Origin of the sequence: Pseudidiomarina marina, from assembly GCF_044807045.1 — a bacterium.
Lineage (GTDB): Bacteria > Pseudomonadota > Gammaproteobacteria > Enterobacterales > Alteromonadaceae > Pseudidiomarina > Pseudidiomarina marina.
In genome coordinates, this window is sequence record NZ_CP085233.1 from 14,631 (window position 1) to 34,968 (window position 20,338).

17 protein-coding genes and 1 riboswitch are annotated in these 20,338 nt (G+C 48.2%); of the genes, 8 read left to right on the forward strand and 9 right to left on the reverse strand.

The annotated features are described in order from the left end of the window. Positions 1-38: 38 nt before the first annotated feature. The 6 genes from lpdA to ampD form a co-directional block, all read right to left on the reverse strand. Positions 39-1,463, reverse strand: coding sequence for a dihydrolipoyl dehydrogenase (gene lpdA / locus LG272_RS00065; protein ID WP_404408807.1), 1,425 nt, complete (start codon positions 1,461-1,463; stop codon positions 39-41). A gap of 69 nt (positions 1,464-1,532) precedes the next feature. After that, positions 1,533-3,290, reverse strand: coding sequence for a dihydrolipoyllysine-residue acetyltransferase (gene aceF, locus LG272_RS00070; protein WP_404408809.1), 1,758 nt, complete (start codon positions 3,288-3,290; stop codon positions 1,533-1,535). 21 nt (positions 3,291-3,311) lie between these two features. Beyond that, positions 3,312-5,981, reverse strand: coding sequence for a pyruvate dehydrogenase (acetyl-transferring), homodimeric type (gene aceE / locus LG272_RS00075; RefSeq protein WP_404408811.1), 2,670 nt, complete (start codon positions 5,979-5,981; stop codon positions 3,312-3,314). Positions 5,982-5,991: 10 nt separating this feature from the next. Beyond that, the gene (gene pdhR / locus LG272_RS00080; protein WP_126759511.1) at positions 5,992-6,747 is read right to left on the reverse strand and encodes a pyruvate dehydrogenase complex transcriptional repressor PdhR; all 756 of its coding nucleotides are present in this window, start codon (positions 6,745-6,747) and stop codon (positions 5,992-5,994) included. 213 nt (positions 6,748-6,960) lie between these two features. Then, positions 6,961-7,743 (reverse strand): regulatory signaling modulator protein AmpE, encoded by a 783-nt coding sequence (gene ampE, locus LG272_RS00085; RefSeq protein ID WP_404408813.1) that lies wholly within the window; start codon positions 7,741-7,743, stop codon positions 6,961-6,963. A gap of 2 nt (positions 7,744-7,745) precedes the next feature. Then, on the reverse strand, positions 7,746-8,294 hold the full coding sequence (ampD, locus tag LG272_RS00090; protein WP_404408815.1) for a 1,6-anhydro-N-acetylmuramyl-L-alanine amidase AmpD: 549 nt from the start codon (positions 8,292-8,294) through the stop codon (positions 7,746-7,748). A 161-nt stretch (positions 8,295-8,455) separates the two neighbouring features. On the opposite strand from ampD, the gene LG272_RS00095 reads away from it, so the two are divergent. From LG272_RS00095 to zapD, 8 genes are all read left to right on the forward strand, one after another. Next, the gene (locus LG272_RS00095; protein WP_404408817.1) at positions 8,456-9,085 is read left to right on the forward strand and encodes a sigma factor-like helix-turn-helix DNA-binding protein; all 630 of its coding nucleotides are present in this window, start codon (positions 8,456-8,458) and stop codon (positions 9,083-9,085) included. A gap of 80 nt (positions 9,086-9,165) precedes the next feature. Then, on the forward strand, positions 9,166-10,032 hold the full coding sequence (gene nadC, locus LG272_RS00100; protein WP_404408819.1) for a carboxylating nicotinate-nucleotide diphosphorylase: 867 nt from the start codon (positions 9,166-9,168) through the stop codon (positions 10,030-10,032). 81 nt (positions 10,033-10,113) lie between these two features. Next, a riboswitch (cyclic di-GMP riboswitch) is annotated at positions 10,114-10,215 on the forward strand. 189 nt (positions 10,216-10,404) lie between these two features. Further along, positions 10,405-10,914: a prepilin-type N-terminal cleavage/methylation domain-containing protein gene (locus LG272_RS00105; RefSeq protein ID WP_404408821.1), complete on the forward strand. Its 510-nt coding sequence runs from the start codon at positions 10,405-10,407 to the stop codon at positions 10,912-10,914. A 102-nt stretch (positions 10,915-11,016) separates the two neighbouring features. Next, positions 11,017-12,714: a type IV-A pilus assembly ATPase PilB gene (gene pilB, locus LG272_RS00110; protein WP_404408823.1), complete on the forward strand. Its 1,698-nt coding sequence runs from the start codon at positions 11,017-11,019 to the stop codon at positions 12,712-12,714. A gap of 31 nt (positions 12,715-12,745) precedes the next feature. Continuing rightward, a complete protein-coding gene (locus LG272_RS00115) occupies positions 12,746-13,972 on the forward strand; it encodes a type II secretion system F family protein (protein ID WP_404408825.1) in 1,227 nt (408 codons plus the stop codon). A 1-nt stretch (position 13,973) separates the two neighbouring features. Then, positions 13,974-14,840: a prepilin peptidase gene (locus LG272_RS00120; RefSeq protein WP_404408827.1), complete on the forward strand. Its 867-nt coding sequence runs from the start codon at positions 13,974-13,976 to the stop codon at positions 14,838-14,840. After that, positions 14,840-15,451, forward strand: a complete 612-nt coding sequence (gene coaE / locus LG272_RS00125; RefSeq protein ID WP_404408829.1) for a dephospho-CoA kinase — start codon at positions 14,840-14,842, stop codon at positions 15,449-15,451. Before LG272_RS00120 ends, coaE begins: the two co-directional genes overlap by 1 nt. Before the next feature lie 31 nt (positions 15,452-15,482). After that, positions 15,483-16,247, forward strand: a complete 765-nt coding sequence (gene zapD, locus LG272_RS00130; protein WP_404408831.1) for a cell division protein ZapD — start codon at positions 15,483-15,485, stop codon at positions 16,245-16,247. Between the two features lie 26 nt (positions 16,248-16,273). On the opposite strand, the gene mutT is transcribed toward zapD, so the two are convergent. Genes mutT through LG272_RS00145 form a run of 3 tightly spaced genes read right to left on the reverse strand, consistent with a single transcriptional unit; the run spans position 16,274 to position 20,336 of the window. After that, the gene (gene mutT, locus LG272_RS00135; RefSeq protein WP_404408833.1) at positions 16,274-16,681 is read right to left on the reverse strand and encodes an 8-oxo-dGTP diphosphatase MutT; all 408 of its coding nucleotides are present in this window, start codon (positions 16,679-16,681) and stop codon (positions 16,274-16,276) included. Beyond that, a complete protein-coding gene (gene secA, locus LG272_RS00140; RefSeq protein ID WP_404408835.1) occupies positions 16,668-19,367 on the reverse strand; it encodes a preprotein translocase subunit SecA in 2,700 nt (899 codons plus the stop codon). Before secA ends, mutT begins: the two co-directional genes overlap by 14 nt. Positions 19,368-19,403: 36 nt before the next feature. Further along, positions 19,404-20,336 (reverse strand): M23 family metallopeptidase, encoded by a 933-nt coding sequence (locus LG272_RS00145; protein ID WP_126759526.1) that lies wholly within the window; start codon positions 20,334-20,336, stop codon positions 19,404-19,406. Between the last annotated feature and the right edge of the window lie 2 nt (positions 20,337-20,338).

Consider the following 20,338-nt stretch of genomic DNA (forward strand, 5'->3'; position numbering starts at 1 on the left):
TTAACAGCGCTGCGCGCTACCCGGCGTAAAACGCCGGGCTACTTTTTCGCTTTTTTGTTCGGGAGGTCGGTGATTGAGCCTTCGAACACTTCTGCGGCCAAGCCGACTGATTCGTGTAGCGTTGGGTGAGCGTGAATGGTAAGCGCGATGTCTTCTGCGTCGCAGCCCATTTCGATAGCCAAGCAGATTTCGCCAAGCAATTCACCCGCGTTTGAACCAACAATGGCACCACCGATGATGCGGTTGTTCTTATCGAACAACAACTTGGTGAAGCCGTCGGTTGCGCCTTGCGCAATCGCACGACCAGAAGCTGACCATGGGAATACTGCGGCTTCGTACTCAACGCCTTGTTCTTTGGCTTCTTTTTCAGTCAAGCCTGCCCACGCCACTTCAGGATCAGTATAAGCAATTGAAGGAATCACTTTCGGATCGAAGAAGTGTTTCTTGCCAGCAATGACTTCGGCAGCCACGTGACCTTCGTGAACAGCTTTGTGCGCTAACATTGGTTGACCAACAATGTCACCGATAGCGAAGATATTCTTCACGTTAGTGCGCATTTGGTTGTCGACTTCAATGAAACCACGATCTGTCACTTTCACGCCGGCATTTTCTGCGCCAAGCTTCTTACCGTTTGGTGCGCGACCGACAGCAACCAATACGGCGTCGTATTTCACTGGTTTCTCAGGTGCTTTGTCGCCTTCGAAAGTGACGTGAATGCCGTCTTTCTTGGCTTCAACTTTCGCCGCCTTGGTGTTCAACATGATATTGTCGAACTTCTTCGAAATTGACTTGGTGAATGCTTTGATGATGTCTTTATCTGCTGGCGGAATCAGTTGCTCGGTCATTTCAACCACGTCAACTGTGGCACCTAACGCGCTGTACACACAACCCATCTCGAGGCCGATGATACCACCACCTAAGATCAACATGCGGCCTGGAACGAATGGCAATTCGAGTGCATCGGTTGAATCCCAAATGCGCTCATCGTCGTGTGGCACAAATGGTAGTTTGATCGATTGCGAACCAGCCGCGATGATGGCGTGCTCAAAGTTCACCACAGTTTCGTTACCGTCTGCGTCTTTCACTTTCAGTTGCTTATCGCTAGCGAATTCGCCCACGCCATTCACAACTTTCACTTTACGCATTTTCGACATTTGACCTAAGCCACCGGTTAACTGACCGATCACTTTTTCTTTGTGCTTGCGAATTTTGTCGAGGTCGATTTTTGGCTCGCCGAATTCCACGCCTTCAGCACCCATGTGCTTCGCATCTTCAATGTGCTTCGCAAGGTGCAACAAAGCTTTTGAAGGAATACAGCCTACGTTCAAGCACACGCCACCTAAGGTGCTATAGCGCTCAACCAATACGGTTTCTAAACCTAAGTCAGCAGCACGGAATGCTGCAGAGTAACCACCTGGGCCGCCACCGAGAACGACAACTTGGGCCTTCACTTCTTTGCTCATATCAACCTCGTTAGAATTCGGGAAAAACGTTGGGGCTGATTATAACAGCCCCGTGCTCATTTGTTTAATTTATAGAACCAATTTGCGAATATCTGAAAGCACTGCGCTTAAGTACACGCTAAAGCGCGCTGCTACGGCACCATCAATCACGCGGTGGTCATAGCTCAAGCTCAACGGCAACATCAAGCGTGGTTCGAAGTCTTTGCCGTTCCATTTCGGCTTCATTTCGCTCTTCGATACACCCAAAATTGCGACATCTGGCGCATTCACAATTGGCGTAAAGGCTGTACCACCAATGCCGCCAAGGCTAGAAATTGAGAAACAACCGCCTTGCATGTCTTGTGCTTTTAGCTTGCCGTCGCGTGCCTTGGCACTGATTTCAAGCAACTCGTCAGACAATTCGTAGATGCCTTTTTTGTCCACATCACGAATCACTGGAACGACGAGGCCATTTGGCGTATCCACTGCAATACCAATGTGCACGTATTTCTTCATGATGAGGTGCTCGCCATCATCTGCCAGCGACGAGTTAAATACTGGGTACTCGCGCAATGCTTTGGCAACAGCCTTCATGATGAATACCAATGGCGTAATTTTAACGCCGTCTTTCTTCTTCGCTTGCAGCTCGTTTTCTTGCTTACGGAATGCTTCTAGTTCCGTGATATCCGCCTCATCAAATTGCGTAACGTGTGGAATGGTTACCCAGTTGCGATGCAGATTCGGGCCTGAAATTTTCTGAATGCGCGTTAATGGCACCTCTTCAATTTCGCCAAACTTGCTAAAGTCTACTTTCGGAGGCGCAATCACTTGCAAGCCGCCAGCGCCTTGACCGACGCCACTAGAGGCCGTCGCTTTCGGGCGTGACAACTCGTACTTCACGTACTCTTGCACGTCTTCTTTCAAAATCCGCTCTTTGCGACCTGAACCTTTTACTTTGTTCAAATCCACCCCAAATTCGTGCGCTAAGCGGCGCACAGCAGGCGATGCGTAAGCCAAGCCTTCGGCTTTCGATTTTTTGTCCAGCGGATGATCAGGGACTGGCGGTTTGCGATCTGCTGATTTGTCTTCACTTTTGCCTGATTCTGCTGAATCGGCTTTGGCTGGAGATTTTTCTGCGTCTGCTGAGCCTTGAGATTGGGTGTCAGACCCCGCTTGCGCTTTGTCAGACACCGGTTCACCGGCAACTTCGAGTTTGATGACGAGTGAGCCTTGTTTGACTTTATCGCCAACTTTCACTTCCACCGATTTCACCACGCCTGCTTCTGGGCTTGGTACATCCATGGTTGCTTTGTCAGTTTCAAGCGTGATCAAGCCATCTTCAGCGCTGATTTCGTCACCTTCGCTGACGAGCACCTCAATTACGTCAACTTCACCATCTTCGCCGATGTCTGGGACCGTGACCTCGATGACTTTTTTCTCGCCGCCTGACTTGCCTTTGTTTGCTGGCTTGCCTTCGTCGGCTGATTCAGCTTTGGCTGGTGACTCAGCTTCTTCTGCTGAGTCGGTAGATTGGGTGTCAGACCCCGCTTGCGCGGTGTCAGACGCCGGTTCATCTGATGTGTCGGCGTCGGCATCGTCGTCAGAAGACGACGATGCTTCAAACATCGCTAAAAGGTCGCCCTCTTTGATTTTGTCGCCGACTTTTACTTTCAGTTCAGCGACAACACCAGCGAACGGTGCAGGAATATCCATCGACGCTTTGTCGCTCTCGACAGTAATTAGCGAATCTTCTGCTTCAAGGCTATCGCCCTTACTAACTAGTATTTCGATGACTTCTACTTCATCACCGCCCACATCGGGGGCTTTTACTTCTTTTAAATCTGCCATTATTGCCTCCGCTCCCGTTGCTTACGCGTACAGTGGGTTGATTTTGTTGGTATCAATGCCGAAATCTTTAATGGCTTTTTCTACCATTTTGGCATCGATATCGCCCGCTTTCGCCAGCTCGGTCAGCGCAGCAACAACAATGTAGTGCGCGTTCACTTCAAAGTGACGACGTAAGTTTTCACGGCTATCCGAACGACCGAAACCATCTGTACCCAACACCCGATAAGGCGTTGGTACCCACGCACGAATTTGATCTGCGTATTGCTTCATGTAGTCGGTTGCTGCAATGGTTGGGCCTTTCGCTTTGCTTAACAGCTCAGTGACGTACGCAGTTTTCTGCTTTTTGCCAGGATGTAGCATGTTATAACGCTCAACGTCATATCCATCTCGCGCCAACTCGTTAAACGACGTTGCGCTATAAACTTTAGCGGTAATGCCAAAGTCATCCGCCAACAATTTAGCCGCTTCACGCACTTGCTGCAAAATGGTGCCCGAGCCTAGCAACTGCACTTCGCCCTTCGCGCTCTTGGCTTTGTGCGTTTCAAACTCATACAAGCCTTTAAGAATACCTTCTTCCACACCTTCAGGCATTTCTGGTTGTTGGTAGTTCTCGTTCATCACGGTGATGTAATAGAACACATTTTCTTGCTCGCCATACATGCGACGCAAGCCGTCCTGCACAATCACCGCCACTTCGTATCCGTAAGTTGGATCATACGTAATACAGTTTGGCACGGTGTTAAACAAGATGTGGCTGCTGCCGTCTTGGTGCTGCAAACCTTCACCGTTCAGTGTGGTACGACCCGCTGTACCACCGACCAAGAAGCCGCGTGCTTGGCTATCGCCCGCAGCCCACACCAAATCACCCACACGTTGGAAACCAAACATAGAGTAATAGATGTAGAACGGAATCATCGGCTCATTGTTGGTTGAGTAACTGGTTGCTGCCGCTACCCATGACGCCATTGCACCCAGCTCGTTGATACCTTCCTGCAGAACTTGGCCTTTTTTATCTTCGCGATAGTAAGCTACTTGATCTGAATCTTGTGGCTCATACTTCTGGCCTTGGCTTGAGTAGATACCGACTTGACGGAAAAGGCCTTCCATACCAAAGGTACGTGCTTCGTCCGGAATAATCGGCACAATGCGTTGACCAATTTTCTTATCTTTCAATAATGCGGTTAGTACACGCACAAACGCCATGGTGCTCGAAATTTCGCGCTCGCCAGAGCCTTTGGTCACCGCTTCAAATGCTTTCAACGATGGAATTTCAAGCTCAACCGACGTTTTCGGTAAGCGCTTCGGCATGAAGCCGCCAAGCGACTCACGACGCTCGCGCATGTACTTCATTTCATCGCTATCTTCAGGGAACTTGTAGAACGGAATATCTTCAAGCTCGCTGTCTTTAATTGGAATGCTGAAACGATCGCGGAAGTGTTTGATCGCTTCCATATCCATTTTCTTCACCTGGTGGGCAATGTTCTTACCTTCACCAGCGGCACCCATGCCGTAACCTTTGACGGTTTTCGCAAGAATCACCTGCGGGCGACCTTTCGTGTTTACCGCTTTGTGATAAGCCGCATACACTTTCATCGGATCGTGACCACCACGGTTTAAGCGCCAGATGTCTTCGTCGGTTAGGTTAGCCACCATCGCTTTGGTTTCTTCAGTTTTGCCGAAGAAGTGCTCGCGGGTGTAGGCACCACCTTTTGCTTTGTAGTTCTGGTATTCACCGTCAACGCTGTCTTGCATGATTTGTGCCAGCTTGCCTTCGGTGTCGCGATACAATAATGGATCCCAATAGCGACCCCAGATCACTTTAATGACTTCCCAGCCAGCGCCGCGGAAAGTACCTTCAAGTTCTTGAATAATCTTGCCGTTACCACGCACAGGGCCGTCTAAACGCTGCAAGTTACAGTTGACGATGAAGGTCAGGTTGTCGAGGCCTTCGCGCGTCGCCAGACCGATTGCGCCCAAGCTTTCTGGCTCATCCACCTCACCATCACCTAAGAAGCAGTACACGCGCTGATTCGAGCAATCTTTAATGCCACGGTCCGTGAGATATTTCAGGTAACGGGCTTGGTAAATTGCCTGCATTGGGCCGAGACCCATCGATACCGTAGGGAACTGCCAGAAATCAGGCATTAAATGTGGGTGTGGGTACGAAGGAATACCGTTACCGTCAACTTCTTGACGGAAATTATTCAACTGCTCTTCACTAATGCGACCTTCGAGGAACGCTCGTGCATAAATACCTGGGCAAGCGTGACCTTGAATATAGAGGTAATCGCCACCGTCTTGGTCTGTTGGCGCACGGAAGAAGTGGTTAAAGCCGACATCATATAGCATTGCCGACGATGCAAAGCTTGAAATATGGCCACCAAGCTCTAAGTCTTTCTTCGACGCTCGTAATACCATGGCTAACGCATTCCAACGAATTGCCGCGCGAATGCGCGCTTCAATGGTGCGGTTACCCGGCATAGTTGGTTCTTGGCTTGCTGGAATAGTGTTTAAGTACGCTGTGGTTGCGTTATATGGCAAGTACGCACCACTACGGCGCGCTTTTTCAATAAGACTTTCGAGCAAGAAATGGCCACGCTCTGGGCCGTCTTCTTCCAACACGACCTCGAGGGCTTCAAGCCACTCGCGCGTTTCTTGCGGGTCGATGTCGTCTTTTAAATGGTCAGTCATACTTCTGTCCTTACCCTTGCTGAGTTCGGCGTAGCGACCGCTGAATGCGTGATTGTTCACGATTCGAGGCGAGCAACGCATGTTCAATATAGGCTAGCAACTGATGACAAGCTTCACGCGCTTGCTCGGGTTCACCAGCCGTGATGGCAGCAACAATTTGCTGCCGATGTTCATGTAACTGCTGCATGACGCCGGGCTTGTGCGCGAGGTCCTGCAGGTTTTGCTGAATATTTTTCTGCAACAATGGCAGCATACTGCGTACCAAGTGCAATAGGATCACATTGTGCGAGGCTTCGGTAATACGCAAATTAAACTCGGTCAGTGCCTGCGCTTGTGCGGCAAGCTCCGCTCCAGGGTCTTGCTGTAACTTCTCGAATGCTGCGTTGATGGCTTCTATATCGGTCGCGGTACCGCGCATCGCCGCATAATATGAAGAGATACCTTCAAGTGCATGACGAAACTCAAGCAAATCAAATTGTGATTCTGGATGTTGTGCCAGTAAGTCTAGCAAAGGCTCGGCAACACGTTCTTGCATGTTATCGCACACATAAGTGCCGCCGCCTTGACGTCGCTCAACTAAGCCACGTGCTTCGAGTTTTTGAATAGCTTCGCGCAAACTTGGGCGTGACACGGAAAACTGTGCGGCGAGATCGCGCTCAGACGGCAACCGCGCTCCTGCTTCGAGCGTGCCGTCGACGATCATGGCTTCGATGCGCTCCATGATGACATCGGAAAGTTTGGTCTGTTGTATGCGCTGGAAAGTCATAGTTAAAGTCAAACCCGATATTAGCTATTAGATATTGGATATTAGAAGAGCCACTTCGATATTAGCTATTGGATGTTAGATCTGATGTATCGGGTATTTATTGATTGTCTAATATCTAATATCCAATAGCGAATATCGCTCTAGCTTTCTTTTGGTCATACCAATAGACCAGCATTTTAGATCAGTGGCGCGAAAAATCCAAACAGATTCCGCTTACAGCCAGCCGCCAATCGTCAGTAAAGCAACAAATACTATATATAACAGGAAGTTACGCTTAACTAACGCGGTGGTGGTCGGAGCAGTGAGGTCATCGGCAAGCTCGGCGACTTTGGTTAGGGCAATGAAGTTGTTTTGTGGCTTGTTGCCCACGGAGTTCAGCCAGGTAGCGGCTGCTTTCGAAAAATTGCCCACCAACAAAAAGCCGAGCGTCATCAGCCGTGTTGGTAACCAATCGATGATTTGGTGAACCACCTGCCAACGCGGGCTCTTGTTGTGACGCATGTCGCGTAGCGTGGCATACACCAGTGCACCTGCGACGCCAAGTAGTACGAAATAAATCATCACGGCAAAATAATGACGCAAGTGAATCCATAGAATAAGGTGTTCGACTGGTGCGGCCTCGGCACGACCTGAGGCTTGCTGCAGGTGTTTTAGTTGTTTGGCTTGCTCAGCACCGTCTTCATCTTGTACGGCCTGTAAGTAGGCTTTGTAAGCCACACGTGCAGCAGGAGCTTGAATGGCGCTCAGCAAGCCGGCGGTGCTGACGACAAAGGTCAATAAGACGTTGTCCAGTAGCAGTAATACAAAGCCAATTAATAGAGCCGGGATAATTGCCCACAACACATAGCCGAGATCGTTCTGACGCCAGCCTTCCAGTTTGGTGTTGCTTACTTGCCAATGTTGCCAGCGCAATATGATGCGACGCCAATGCAGATTGCGCGTGATTTCTAGCGTGCGTTCTAATGAATATGCGAGCAATATTGCCAACAAGTACATGCTTATACCCTTTCGCTAACAAGTTGTTTGAAGTAGGCCCAATCAAACGCCGGACCTGGGTCAGTTTTTCGCACCGGCGCAATGTGTTGGTGCCCTACTATACGATGCCGCGTTAACGCTGGGTAGTGTTGTAACAGTTGTTCGACCACTTCGGCTAAGCGCGTGTACTGTGCTTTAGTGTAAGGCTGCTCATCGGTTCCCTCAAGTTCAATGCCAATGCTAAAGTCATTGCATCGGCGCCGGCCACAATAATTCGAACGCCCGGCATGCCATGCGCGACGATGAAACGGAACGTACTGAAGGAGCTCGCCATCGCGTCGAATCAAACAGTGAGCCGAAACGCGCAAGCCTTCGAGTATCTTGAAGTCAGGGTGTGCCGTGCTGTCGAGCGTGCCCATAAATAGGTCATCAATATAAGGGCCGCCGAACTCGCCCGCTGGCAAGCTAATTCCATGAACCACCAGTAAACTGATGTCTTCGGGGTCAGGTCGCTCATCAACATGCGGTGATTCACGCTTGGTTGCTTGCTCTAGCCAGCCGTTGTTAATCATTGTTTCTCCGAACAAAATGGATTACTTAATTAATTTAGCTGATTGTTAGCTACCCATCTACTTTGATTAAAACTATTACGGCGATTTTAAAGTAATTTAATTTGATTACTTTTTATTATGTAACTATATTTAATTACTTAATAAACTAAGGAAATCATCACATGCCTAATCAATTTGCCGTGTTAATGGGCGATATCGTTGAATCGCCTCATCAAAGTGCTGATAGCCGCCGGCATCTTGGTGCGCATATTGAACTCGGGCTGCGGCTGATTCATGACTATATCCCACTCTCTTATGAAGTATTTCGGGGGAGTCGTTTCGTGATAGAAACTGAACACGCTGATCAATCTGTGACTATTGCGTTATTGCTGCGCTTATTTCTTAAATCCAAGCAGCAACAGGAAGATTGGGATGTGCGCATTGGGGTGGGCGTGGTTAAGCAAGGATCAAATAATCATTCGACGGTTAAACGCCGAGCCGAACAACTTTCTGAGAAAGCGCTGAGTGCAATTAAAAAGGAACGATTAAGTATTCAGACCGATAGTGAACAGTTAAATGAGAGGTTAAGGCTGACGACGAAGTTCGCCGATGCCTTACTGTCGCAGTTAACAACAACGCAAGCCCAAGTACTCAGTTACTACTTGCGCTTTATGCCAATGACGCATCAGGCACTAGCGAATAAACTGAATAAATCACGTGTGAATGTCACGCAAATACTCAACAGTACGCATTACAAACTGTTTGAATTGTATTTGCTAGAAACCCGAGAAATTTTACGCAACGTCGATTAATCGCGAAGCGCCTTGTGAGAAGTGACCGGTCGCCCTACAATAAGCGCAATTTGAACTAGTTATATATAGAAGGCACACCGATGGACACTCGAGTCGACCCTATCCTTTTGGCATCTGATCGTGAGCAAATGGTGCAGCGCGCCTTGCAGGAAGATTTGAACGGCTTGAGCGCCGAGCTCGATATTACCGCGCAACTGATCCCTGCGAGCGAACAGGCTCGAGCCACGGTGATTACCCGTGAAGATGCGGTGGTATGTGGCATTGATTGGGTGAACGAAGTATTCAAGCAACTAGGTGGTTCGGTTACTGTCACTTGGCATGTGGCTGATGGCGATGCCGTCGATGCCGATACGCTATTATGCGAACTCGAAGGTCCAGCGCAGGTTATCTTAACCGGCGAGCGTACCGCCTTAAACTTCTTACAAACACTTTCCGGCGTAGCGACCACCACCGCGCACTATGTTCGTCATTTAGACGGTAGCGATACGCGCCTACTGGATACGCGAAAAACCATTCCTGGATTACGTACCGCTTTGAAGTACGCCGTGGTTTGCGGCGGCGGCTTCAATCACCGTATTGGCCTTTACGATGCCTACCTAATAAAGGAAAACCACATCATGGCGTGTGGCGGCATAGTGCAAGCAATACGTAAAGCTCGCGAACTAAATCCAGGTAAACCCGTCGAAGTGGAAGTCGAGAATTTAGACGAATATCAAGATGCTCTGCAAGCAGGGGCAGACATTATTATGCTCGACAACTTCCCTTTACATGATATTTACACCGCAGTAGAACAACGTACAGGTCAGACCCGTTTAGAAGTGTCGGGAAACATAACCGATAAGCGTTTGAAAGAATTGGCCTTAACTGGCGTTGACTACATTTCATCCGGCGCTTTAACAAAAAATATACAGGCCGTTGACCTTTCTTTAAGGTTTCAAAAACTTTAACTATTGACGAATTTTATTCATCTGCTATGTTTTATGTGCAGTGCGCAACTAAGTACCAGAAATGGGCTTAGGGGCCAGGCATGCTTTAAAAGGCAAAGCCACCGAGAGGTGGTGACGCAAAACCTCCGGTCCAACTGGCATTTATCCTGCGGGAAAATACCAGCGGATAGCGGGGCTGCAGGCTAAAGTCTGGTGGATGAAGTAGCTTTCCGATGAAAGTCGACAAAGCAAAAACCACTTGTTCTTTCGGCTGATGCAGAAGACTTGTAGTGGTCCGTAAAGCGGCCATCCAAGTGCTGAAGTGCATCTGGATGCTACTTTTAGACAACTACAATAACTAAATAAGTTGAAATTACTTTCGGGAGATATTTCATGAAAGCGCAAGTTCAAAAAGGTTTTACCTTAATCGAATTGATGATCGTTGTTGCGATTATCGGTATCTTGGCTGCTGTAGCAATTCCTATGTACAGCGACTACACCCAGCGTGCAAAAGCTTCTACTGGCTTAGCTGCGTTGGCTAACTACAAAACTACTGTTGCAATGTGCTATCAAACTTATGGCGCGTTGACTAATTGTGACTCAACGACTCCAGCTGGCACTACAGATACTAATGGAGACCCAGTAGCAGAAAACATTACACCAATTCCTCCAGCTATTGACGCAAATGATGATGTAAATGGTGTAACGGAAGCAAGCGTTTCTGGTGGGACTATTACTGCGATTTTAGAAGCGGTTGACGTAGATGGCACACCGATTACGGTAACTGTTACTCCTGCGCCTTCGGTAGGTGGTGGTGTTTTAACATGGGAAATCCTGTGTTCAGACCACGGTAAAGGAACTCGAGTTGATGGCTGTTCTGGTGCTATTGCTACCGCCGGATAATATTACGTCGTAATGACATGAAGTCTAATCATTGATTCATTTATAAGTCACCTCAAATTTATATTTTGAGGTGACTTTTTATCGGTAAAATATAGGTAAATCATGCTGCATCACTCCCTCGCGGCGCTGTTGCTGCGTGACAAACTCATTCCTGAAGAAAAGCTCACGAAATGCAGTGAGTATGCTTGGGAAAATAAACTTCCATTTAGTGCCTGCTTAATTGATCAGAAGCTTATTTCGCCAAGCGAACTTGCCAACTTTTGTTATCTTGAATCGAATGCCCCTTGGCTTGATCTCGACGCCTTTAATCCCGACTACATTCCCCAAGAATTTATCAATGAACGTTTAATTCGTAAGAATCATGCGATTCCACTGTATATGCGTGGCAGCGTGCTCTACGTGGCGGTTTCTGACCCAACGCGTATTGAGACACTCGATGAATTCCAGTTCCGTACACGGATGCAAACTGAAGCGGTATTAGTCGAAGAGAGCAAGCTCCAAAAGCTGATTGATACGGTTCTTGAGAATGACTCCTCTGCATTAGGCGTTACGGCAGAAGACGAACAAGAGCTTCGCGAAATTGATGCCGAAGGCGAACGTCAGGACGATAGCGGCGCGGTATCGGCCGATGTAAAAAACGATGCGCCCATTGTTATCTACATCAACAAGATGCTGCTCGATGCCATTAAACGTGGCGCCTCGGATTTGCACTTTGAGCCGTACGAACAAGAATATCGTGTCCGTTTTCGTATCGATGGTGTGTTACATGAAGTGGCCAAACCGCCCGTGCAACTCGCTGGCCGCATTGCTGCACGTTTGAAGGTTATGTCACAGCTCGATATAGCCGAGCGTCGATTACCGCAAGATGGTCGTATTAAGCTCAAATTATCGAAACATAAAGCGATTGATTTCCGGGTCAGTACTTTGCCTACTTTGTATGGCGAAAAAATCGTTTTGCGGATACTCGACGCTGCCGCGGCAATGATTGGTATCGAATCATTGGGTTATGAACCCGACCAGCAAAAACTCTATGAAGAAGCCTTAGAAAAGCCGCAAGGTATGATTTTGGTGACGGGTCCGACAGGTTCCGGTAAAACCGTCTCGCTCTATACCGGTTTGAATATCTTGAACACCCCAGAACGAAACATTTCGACGGCGGAAGACCCTGTTGAAATTAACTTAATGGGAATTAACCAAGTTCAGATTAACGTCAAAGCCGGTTTGACCTTCGCTGATGCACTGCGCTCTTTCTTACGTCAGGATCCCGACGTGGTGATGGTGGGTGAGATCCGTGACTTAGAAACCGCAGAAATTGCGATTAAAGCGGCACAAACCGGTCACTTAGTTCTCTCCACCTTGCACACCAACTCGGCGGCTGAAACCCTGACACGTTTGATGAACATGGGCGTGCCGTCGTACAACATTGCGGGTTCGGTCACCCTGATTATTGCGCAGCGTCTTGCTCGCCGCTTGTGTAACACCTGCAAAGATGAAGAAAAGTTGCCGAAAGAAGAAATGTTGCGCCAAGGCTTTTCTGAAGAACAGGTAAAGACTGCGAAAATATTCAAGGCGGTTGGTTGCGATCAATGCACCGGCGGGTATAAAGGTCGTACAGGTGTATACGAAGTTATGCCGATTACAGACAACATTGCAGACCTTATAATGCAGGGGTCATCGTCACTAGAAATTGCAAAGCAGGCACGTCGAGACGGCATTAATTCATTACGCCAGTCGGCATTGTTGAAAGTATTAAAAGGTACCATTAGCCTGGCAGAAGCCAACCGTGTCACCAACTTCTAATTAGTATAATCAGAATAATAAAGGTGCAGTCATGGCCAAAAAGCCACAAGCCATCAAAGAAATTTCCGAATTTGCCTGGACGGGCATTAATAAGCGTGGGCAACGCGTTAAAGGCGTGATGCGAGCCGATAATGACAAGCACGTACGCGCGAAACTTCGCGACCAAGGCGTCATGCCGAAAAGCGTCAAGAAGAAGGGCAAATCGTTATTTGGTGGTAAGAAAATTAACGGCGGTGATATCGCGCTGTTTACCCGTCAAATCGCCACCATGTTAAGTGCGGGTGTTCCTTTATTACAATCATTAGAGATGGTTGCAAAGGGTGTTGAGAATCCTAAAATTCGTGATTTGATGCTCACCATTGCCAATGACGTCGCCGCCGGTTCACCGTTTGCCTCTTCGCTGCGTAAGCACCCAGATATTTTCGATACCTTGTACTGCGACCTTGTAGAATCGGGTGAGCAATCAGGCTCGTTGGAAACCATTTTCGACCGGATTGCAACGTACCGCGAAAAATCAGAAGCACTCAAAGCAAAAATCAAAAAGGCCTTGGTTTATCCGGCGTCGGTTATCGTGGTTGCGATTGTTGTGACCATTATCTTGCTGGTATTCGTGGTACCTCAATTTGAAGCGGTATTTAAAGATTTCGGCGCCGAGTTACCGGCTATGACGCAGTTTGTTGTCACGTTGTCCGAAATTGTGCAAGCCTACTTCCTCTATGTTGCGGCTGGATTCGTTGTCGCCGGTTGGTTATTTAAGCGAGCGTATTCAAAGAGTCAGAAACTTCGTGACAAAGTCGATAAATACTCTTTAAAGATTCCGGTTATTAAAGAAATTTTGAATAAAGCCGCTGTTGCGCGCTTTGCTCGTACACTTTCGACAACCTTCGCTGCGGGTGTGCCACTCATTAACGCCCTTGAATCGGCAGCTGGTGCATCAGGAAACGCCGTTTATCGCGATGCGATTTTGCGCATTCGTGAAGAGGTCACGTCCGGTATGCAAATGAACACGGCCATGCAATCGCAAGACCTATTCCCAACGCTGGCTGAACAAATGGTGTTTATCGGTGAAGAGTCTGGTTCACTGGATGATATGCTGGCGAAAGTCGCGAATATATATGAGCGTGAAGTGGACGATCTCGTCGATAACTTAACCGCCCTACTCGAGCCGATGATCATGGTTGTTATCGGTGTGCTTGTTGGTGGTCTGATAGTCGCAATGTACTTACCAATCTTCTCACTCGGTAAGGTGGTTAGCTAACATGGAAATCGTTTTTGACTACCCGGCACAAACTTGGTGGGTGACGGTTTTTGGCTTATTACTTGGTCTTGTAGTCGGAAGTTTTCTGAATGTTGTCATTGGCCGCTTTCCGGTGATGATGCAACGTCAGTGGCAGCGCGAATGTGCTGAGGTTAACGGCGTTGAGCCAGAGCAACATGAACCGTTTAATCTTGCGAAACCGAACTCGCATTGTCCGAAGTGCCAAGCGCCAATTAAATGGTATGACAATATTCCTGTCGTCAGTTGGCTGGTATTAAAGGCAAAGTGCCGTAGCTGTGGAACGAAAATTTCCGCACGTTATCCAGCCATCGAGCTTCTAACCGGCATTGTTTTTGCTGTCGCGGTCTGGCATTTGGGTTTCACTTTCACCACATTCGTATATTTATTCCTCGCGTGCTTGTTGATCAGCATGTTCTTTATTGATGCCGATCACATGCTACTGCCGGATCAAATGACTTACCTCATGTTATGGACTGGCTTAGGTTTTGCGATATATAGCGGTCATATCCCACTTAAAGACGCCGTCATTGGTGCTATGGCCGGCTATTTAGCGCTCTGGAGCGTCTACTGGGGCTTTAAATTGCTCACTGGTAAGGAAGGCATGGGGTATGGCGACTTTAAGCTGCTAGCGGCCTTTGGGGCATGGCATGGCTACCAACTTCTACCAGTCACAATCATAGCGGCAGCAGCAAGCGGCGCTATCATTGGCATTGCGTGGCAAACGATTAACCGCAATAAACAAGGACAGCCCATTCCGTTTGGCCCGTTTTTGATTTGTGGTGGCGTTGTCGCCATGCTCTGGGGTGAGTCTTTACTCACTGGTTATCTCAACTGGGTTGCGCACTAATGTTTGTTGTGGGCGTTACTGGCGGAATTGGTAGCGGTAAAACCACGGTCACCAATTTATTCCAGCAGCACGGTATTGTGATTGTCGATGCCGATGTGATTGCGCGTCATATTATGGATAAAGGGGGCGAAGCGCTGAGAGCTGTCGTGCAACGCTACGGTGATAAGGCGTTGTTAGACGATGGTAACCTGAACCGAGCTTGGCTTCGTGAACGGATTTTTAAGCACCCTGAAGACAAGCAATGGCTGAACGACCTCTCCCATCCTCTGATTCGTGATCAAATTCTAAGTCAATTGCAGCAAGCAAAATCTGACTATGTGATTCTGTCGGCGCCATTGCTGATTGAAAACCGTCTGACCAAACTTTGTGACCGAGTACTGGTAGTCGATGTTAGCGAAGCAACCCAGCTTGAACGCACCCAACAACGTGATGATGTGAGCGAAGACCAAGTGCAGGCGATTATTAATGCGCAGGCTTCGCGCGAGCAACGCTTACAAGCAGCAGATAACATCATTCACAATGAAGGCGATGAAGCCGAATTGACGTCGCAAGTTGAGACTCTGCACGAGCTTTACCTCCGTTTAGCACTAGTTAAACAGTCAACTCATTGAAACTTCTTAATAAGCAGCTATGATAGAGCAGATGGATAATAATAATAATCATGCAACCATAGCTTACGAGTACCCACTTCTTGAGCGGGTGCGCACGTATTTGCGCCTAGAACATATCTTACAAGCGTTGCAGCCTGATACGCCAGTTACCCTGCAAAACTACACACGATACTTCAGTGCATTGTTTGCAATTCTCGATCTGTGCGAGCGCAGTGACGTGCGCACCGACGTGCAAAAAGATCTTGAGCGTCGTAAAGCACAGCTAAAAGTTTGGGCGCAACACCCCGATGTGAATCAAAATTCATTAGAGCAGACCTTAAACCAGGTCAATCAAGCGATCCAAGCAATACAACCGATTAATCGAGTAGGCAGTAGCTTAAAGCAAGACCGCTTGCTAAGCGCCATTCGTCAACGCTTCGCGATGCCGGGCGGCACCTGCAACTTCGATGTGCCACAGTTACATTTTTGGTTGCACCAACCGCAGCAAGTGCGCGATGTTGATACCATGCGTTGGTGGTCTGAGCTTGAGATTTTGGTGAATGGCTTATTGTTGGAATTAGAGCTGATGCGTGGTCAGGCGCGTTACCAGGCGGTAACCGCACCCAATGGCTTACTGCAAGAAAGTACCGAACCGTTGAGTTTATTACGTATTCGTGTGCCAGCCGATTTACCGGCCTACCCGGTGATTTCTGGGCACAAACAACGTTTTAGCATTCGCTTTTTGCGATATGAGCCAATTAATGGCAAAGCCTCTGTCGACGACGAGGTGAAATTCGAGCTGGCACTCTGCCCGTAATCCCACTTATTCTGGAATCTCGTTACCTAACGCGCGGTTTGCGCCTGTAACCGTTCAATAATTGGCTGGTTGGCTTCAGGAAACGGATAAGCATCAAGCTGATGCAAAGGCACCCAAGCCGATTCTTGCCCTTCTTGCTGACGTACTGCGCCGTGAAATTCAGTCACCACCCACACGTCTAGCAATACCTGCTTATCTGGGTAATCAAAGCTAATTGCCGTGAATGGCGCGGCAGCTTGCACCTTAATATTGCATTCTTCGAGAAGTTCTCGGCACAACGCTTGGTAAACATCCTCGTCGGCTTCAACTTTACCGCCAGGAAACTCCCATTTGTTGCCCTGATGAAGATGGGCGTGACGACGACTTATAAACACATCGCCGTCGGGGTTTTGAATCACCCCAACGGCAACGTGAATGCGTTTAGATTTTGCCATGGCACTGTTTAAATTTCTTACCAGAACCACATGGACACGGGTCATTACGACCGACCTGTGCAGCCGCTGCAGCTTGTTTAGGCGATGGTTCAGTGCCGCTGGTAGGCGCACCTTCGTGCTGGTATTCTTTCTGCTGAGCAGCTTCTGCAGCGCGACGCTTCGCTTCAACCGCTTCAACATCTTCTTCCGCACGAACTCGTACTTTGCTTAGAATAGTTACCACTTCTAGCTTCAGTGCTTCAAGCATTTCAGCGAACAGTTCGAATGCCTCACGCTTGTATTCTTGTTTCGGGTTCTTTTGTGCATAGCCACGTAAATGAATACCTTGACGCAAATGGTCCATTGCCGCCAAATGCTCTTTCCAGTGCATATCGAGGCTTTGTAGCATAATGGTTTTCTCGAACTGGCGAATCACCTGCTCACCCACCATCTGCTCTTTTTCTTTATACGCTTTTACTAACTCGTCAAGAATACGTTCGCGCAAGATTTCTTCGTGAAGCTTGTCGTCTTCCGCCAACCATTGCTGAATTGGCAATGGCAATGCGAAATCGGCTCGCAAGCGCTCTTCGAGACCTTCAAGATCCCATAATTCAACGAGTGATTGCGGCGGGATGTATTCGCTGATGACGCGATCAACCACATCGGCGCGAATCGCCTCGATGGTTTCTGAAATATCACCTTCATCTAGCAATTCGTTGCGTTGCTCGTATACGACTTTACGTTGATCATTTGCAACGTCATCGTACTCAAGCAATTGCTTACGAATATCGAAGTTACGCCCTTCAACTTTGCGCTGCGCGTTCTCAATCGCGCGGCTAACCCACGGATGTTCAATCGCTTCGCCACGTTTCATGCCGAGGCGCTTCATCATGGTTGCCATGCGCTCCGATGCAAACATCCGCATCAAACTATCTTCAAGCGAGAGATAAAAACGTGATGAACCCGGGTCACCTTGACGGCCTGAACGACCGCGAAGCTGGTTATCGATACGACGTGATTCATGACGCTCAGTACCAATAATATGCAGGCCGCCTGACTCAATGACGGCATCGTGGCGCTTCTGCCATTCAGTTTTCACTTGCTCAATTTTTTCAGGCGTTGGGTCTTTCAGCTCAGCAATTTCTGTCTGTAAATTACCACCCAACACAATATCGGTACCACGACCGGCCATGTTGGTAGCAATAGTCACCGCACCAGGCAGACCGGCTTGCGCAACAATTTCAGCTTCACGAGCGTGGAATTTTGCGTTCAATACGTTATGTGGGATCTTTTTCTTCTTCAAAAGCTTAGACAGTAGCTCAGAGCTTTCAATTGAAATGGTACCAACCAAGACCGGACGCTTCGCGACACGGCATTCTTCAATATCAGCCACGATGGCTTCGTATTTTTCTTCGGCGGTGATAAAAATCAAATCCGCACGGTCATCTCGAATCATCGGACGGTTGGTTGGAATCACCACCGTTTCCAAGCCGTAAATGGATTGGAACTCAAATGCTTCGGTATCGGCTGTACCGGTCATACCGGCGAGCTTGGTGTATAAACGGAAGTAGTTCTGGAACGTAATTGACGCCAACGTCTGGTTTTCGTTTTGAATTTTCACGCCTTCTTTGGCTTCAATGGCTTGGTGCAAGCCTTCTGACCAACGACGACCTTCCATTGTACGACCGGTATGCTCATCAACAATCACAATTTGATCGTCTTTGACAATATAATCGACGTCTTTTTGGAATAAGTGGTGCGCGCGCAAGGCAGCGTTCACGTGGTGAAGCAGCGTAATGTTAGCTGCTGAGAACAGCGAATCGTCTTCAGCGAGTAGCCCACGCTCTTTCAAAATCTCTTCAACGTGCTCTTGACCATGTTCGGTCATATGCACTTGCTTCGATTTTTCATCGACGGTGAAATCACCTTCGCCGCGCTCTTCTTCGGTATCCTCTTTTTCCTGACGTACAAGCAACGGAACAATCTCGTTCATCTTGATGTACATGTCAGAACTGTCTTCTGCTGCACCTGAAATGATTAACGGCGTACGCGCTTCATCAATTAAAATGGAGTCAACCTCATCCACAATCGCATAGTTCAATTCACGTTGAACACGCTCTTGTGGGCTAAATGCCATATTATCGCGAAGGTAATCAAAACCGAATTCGTTGTTGGTACCGTAAGTAATATCTGCTGCGTAAGCTGCACGCTTATCCGTTGGATTCATGCCTGGAATATTGAAGGCTACGGTAAGACCCAAAAATTCAAACAAAGGACGGTTGGTTTCGGCATCACGACGAGCTAAGTAATCGTTTACGGTTACAATATGCACGCCCTTGCCGCTTAATGCGTTCAAGTAAGCCGACAATGTTGCGGTTAGAGTTTTACCCTCACCGGTACGCATCTCAGCAATGCGATTGTCGTTTAAGATCATACCGCCGACTAACTGCACATCGAAATGACGCATTTTAAACACACGCTTCGATGCTTCACGCACTGTCGCAAATGCTTCAACTAGTAAATCATCGAGTTTTTGACCTTGTTCGATGCGCTGCTTAAATTCGACGGTTTTTTGTTTAAGTTCTTCGTCACTAAGCGCTTCAAATTCAGGTTCAAGTGCATTGATTTGCTGAACTTTCTTTTGCAAACCTTTAAGAATACGATCGTTGCGGCTACCAAATACCTTGCGGAATAAACTACCTAACATGTGAATCTATGTTCCTGTTGTAACAATCGAACGGCCTTAGTCAGCCGAACGATAGACATATTTATATGGGTCAATTTGACGATTGTTGCGTAGCACTTCGTAATGAACATGTGGCCCAGTAGAGCGACCGGTGCTACCTAACAGAGCAATTTTCTGCCCGCGCGTGACAACATCACCTTCTTTCACCAATAATTCTTTGCTGTGGCCATAGCGAGTTTTCAGCCCGCCGCCGTGATCAATTTCAATCAACTGGCCATAACCTGAACGCTCGCCAGCCCATGTCACGACACCAGCACCGGTGGCATAAACGCCGGCACCTTCTTCTAAACTGGCGAAATCGAGACCTTTATGCATTGCCGGACGACCGTTGAATGGGTCTTTACGAATACCGTACTGCGACGACAACCAACCTGAGTCGACAGGACGACCAGCAATATAGCTCTCTGCTGAGATATGGTGACTCATCATCACCGACTCAAGTAGCGCGAGCTGTTTTTGTTTACTGGCAAGCTCACCCATCATGCCTTCAATTTGATCAATGACATCACGGCCATCAACTTTTGGTGCATCGGTAATCGATGCTTCAGGACCACCCATGATCTCAATCAGTGGCTGCTCAAAGGCAAACTCGCCGTTATCAAGATCCGCAACTGATGCTAACCGTTTGCCAAGCGCATCAAGGCGACGCAGTTGTGACTGCATTTCACCTAAATAAATGGTCATGGCGGTGAGTTTTTTCTCGGTTTCGTCTTTTAACTCACGTACAGCTTGCTCTTGTGCAGCTAACGCGATTTTCTCTTCTGTAATTTTCGCCCGGGCGGCTTCGGCGTCTAACCCCTGATGTTCCCATGGCTTCGTTACAGCAAGCACACCAAGCGCAGCAAGGCCGGCCAGCGACATCAAACGTCGACGGCTCAGCTCAAAGCTGAATTTTACTTTGGTGCCTCGGTAGAAGACTGATAAACTCATGC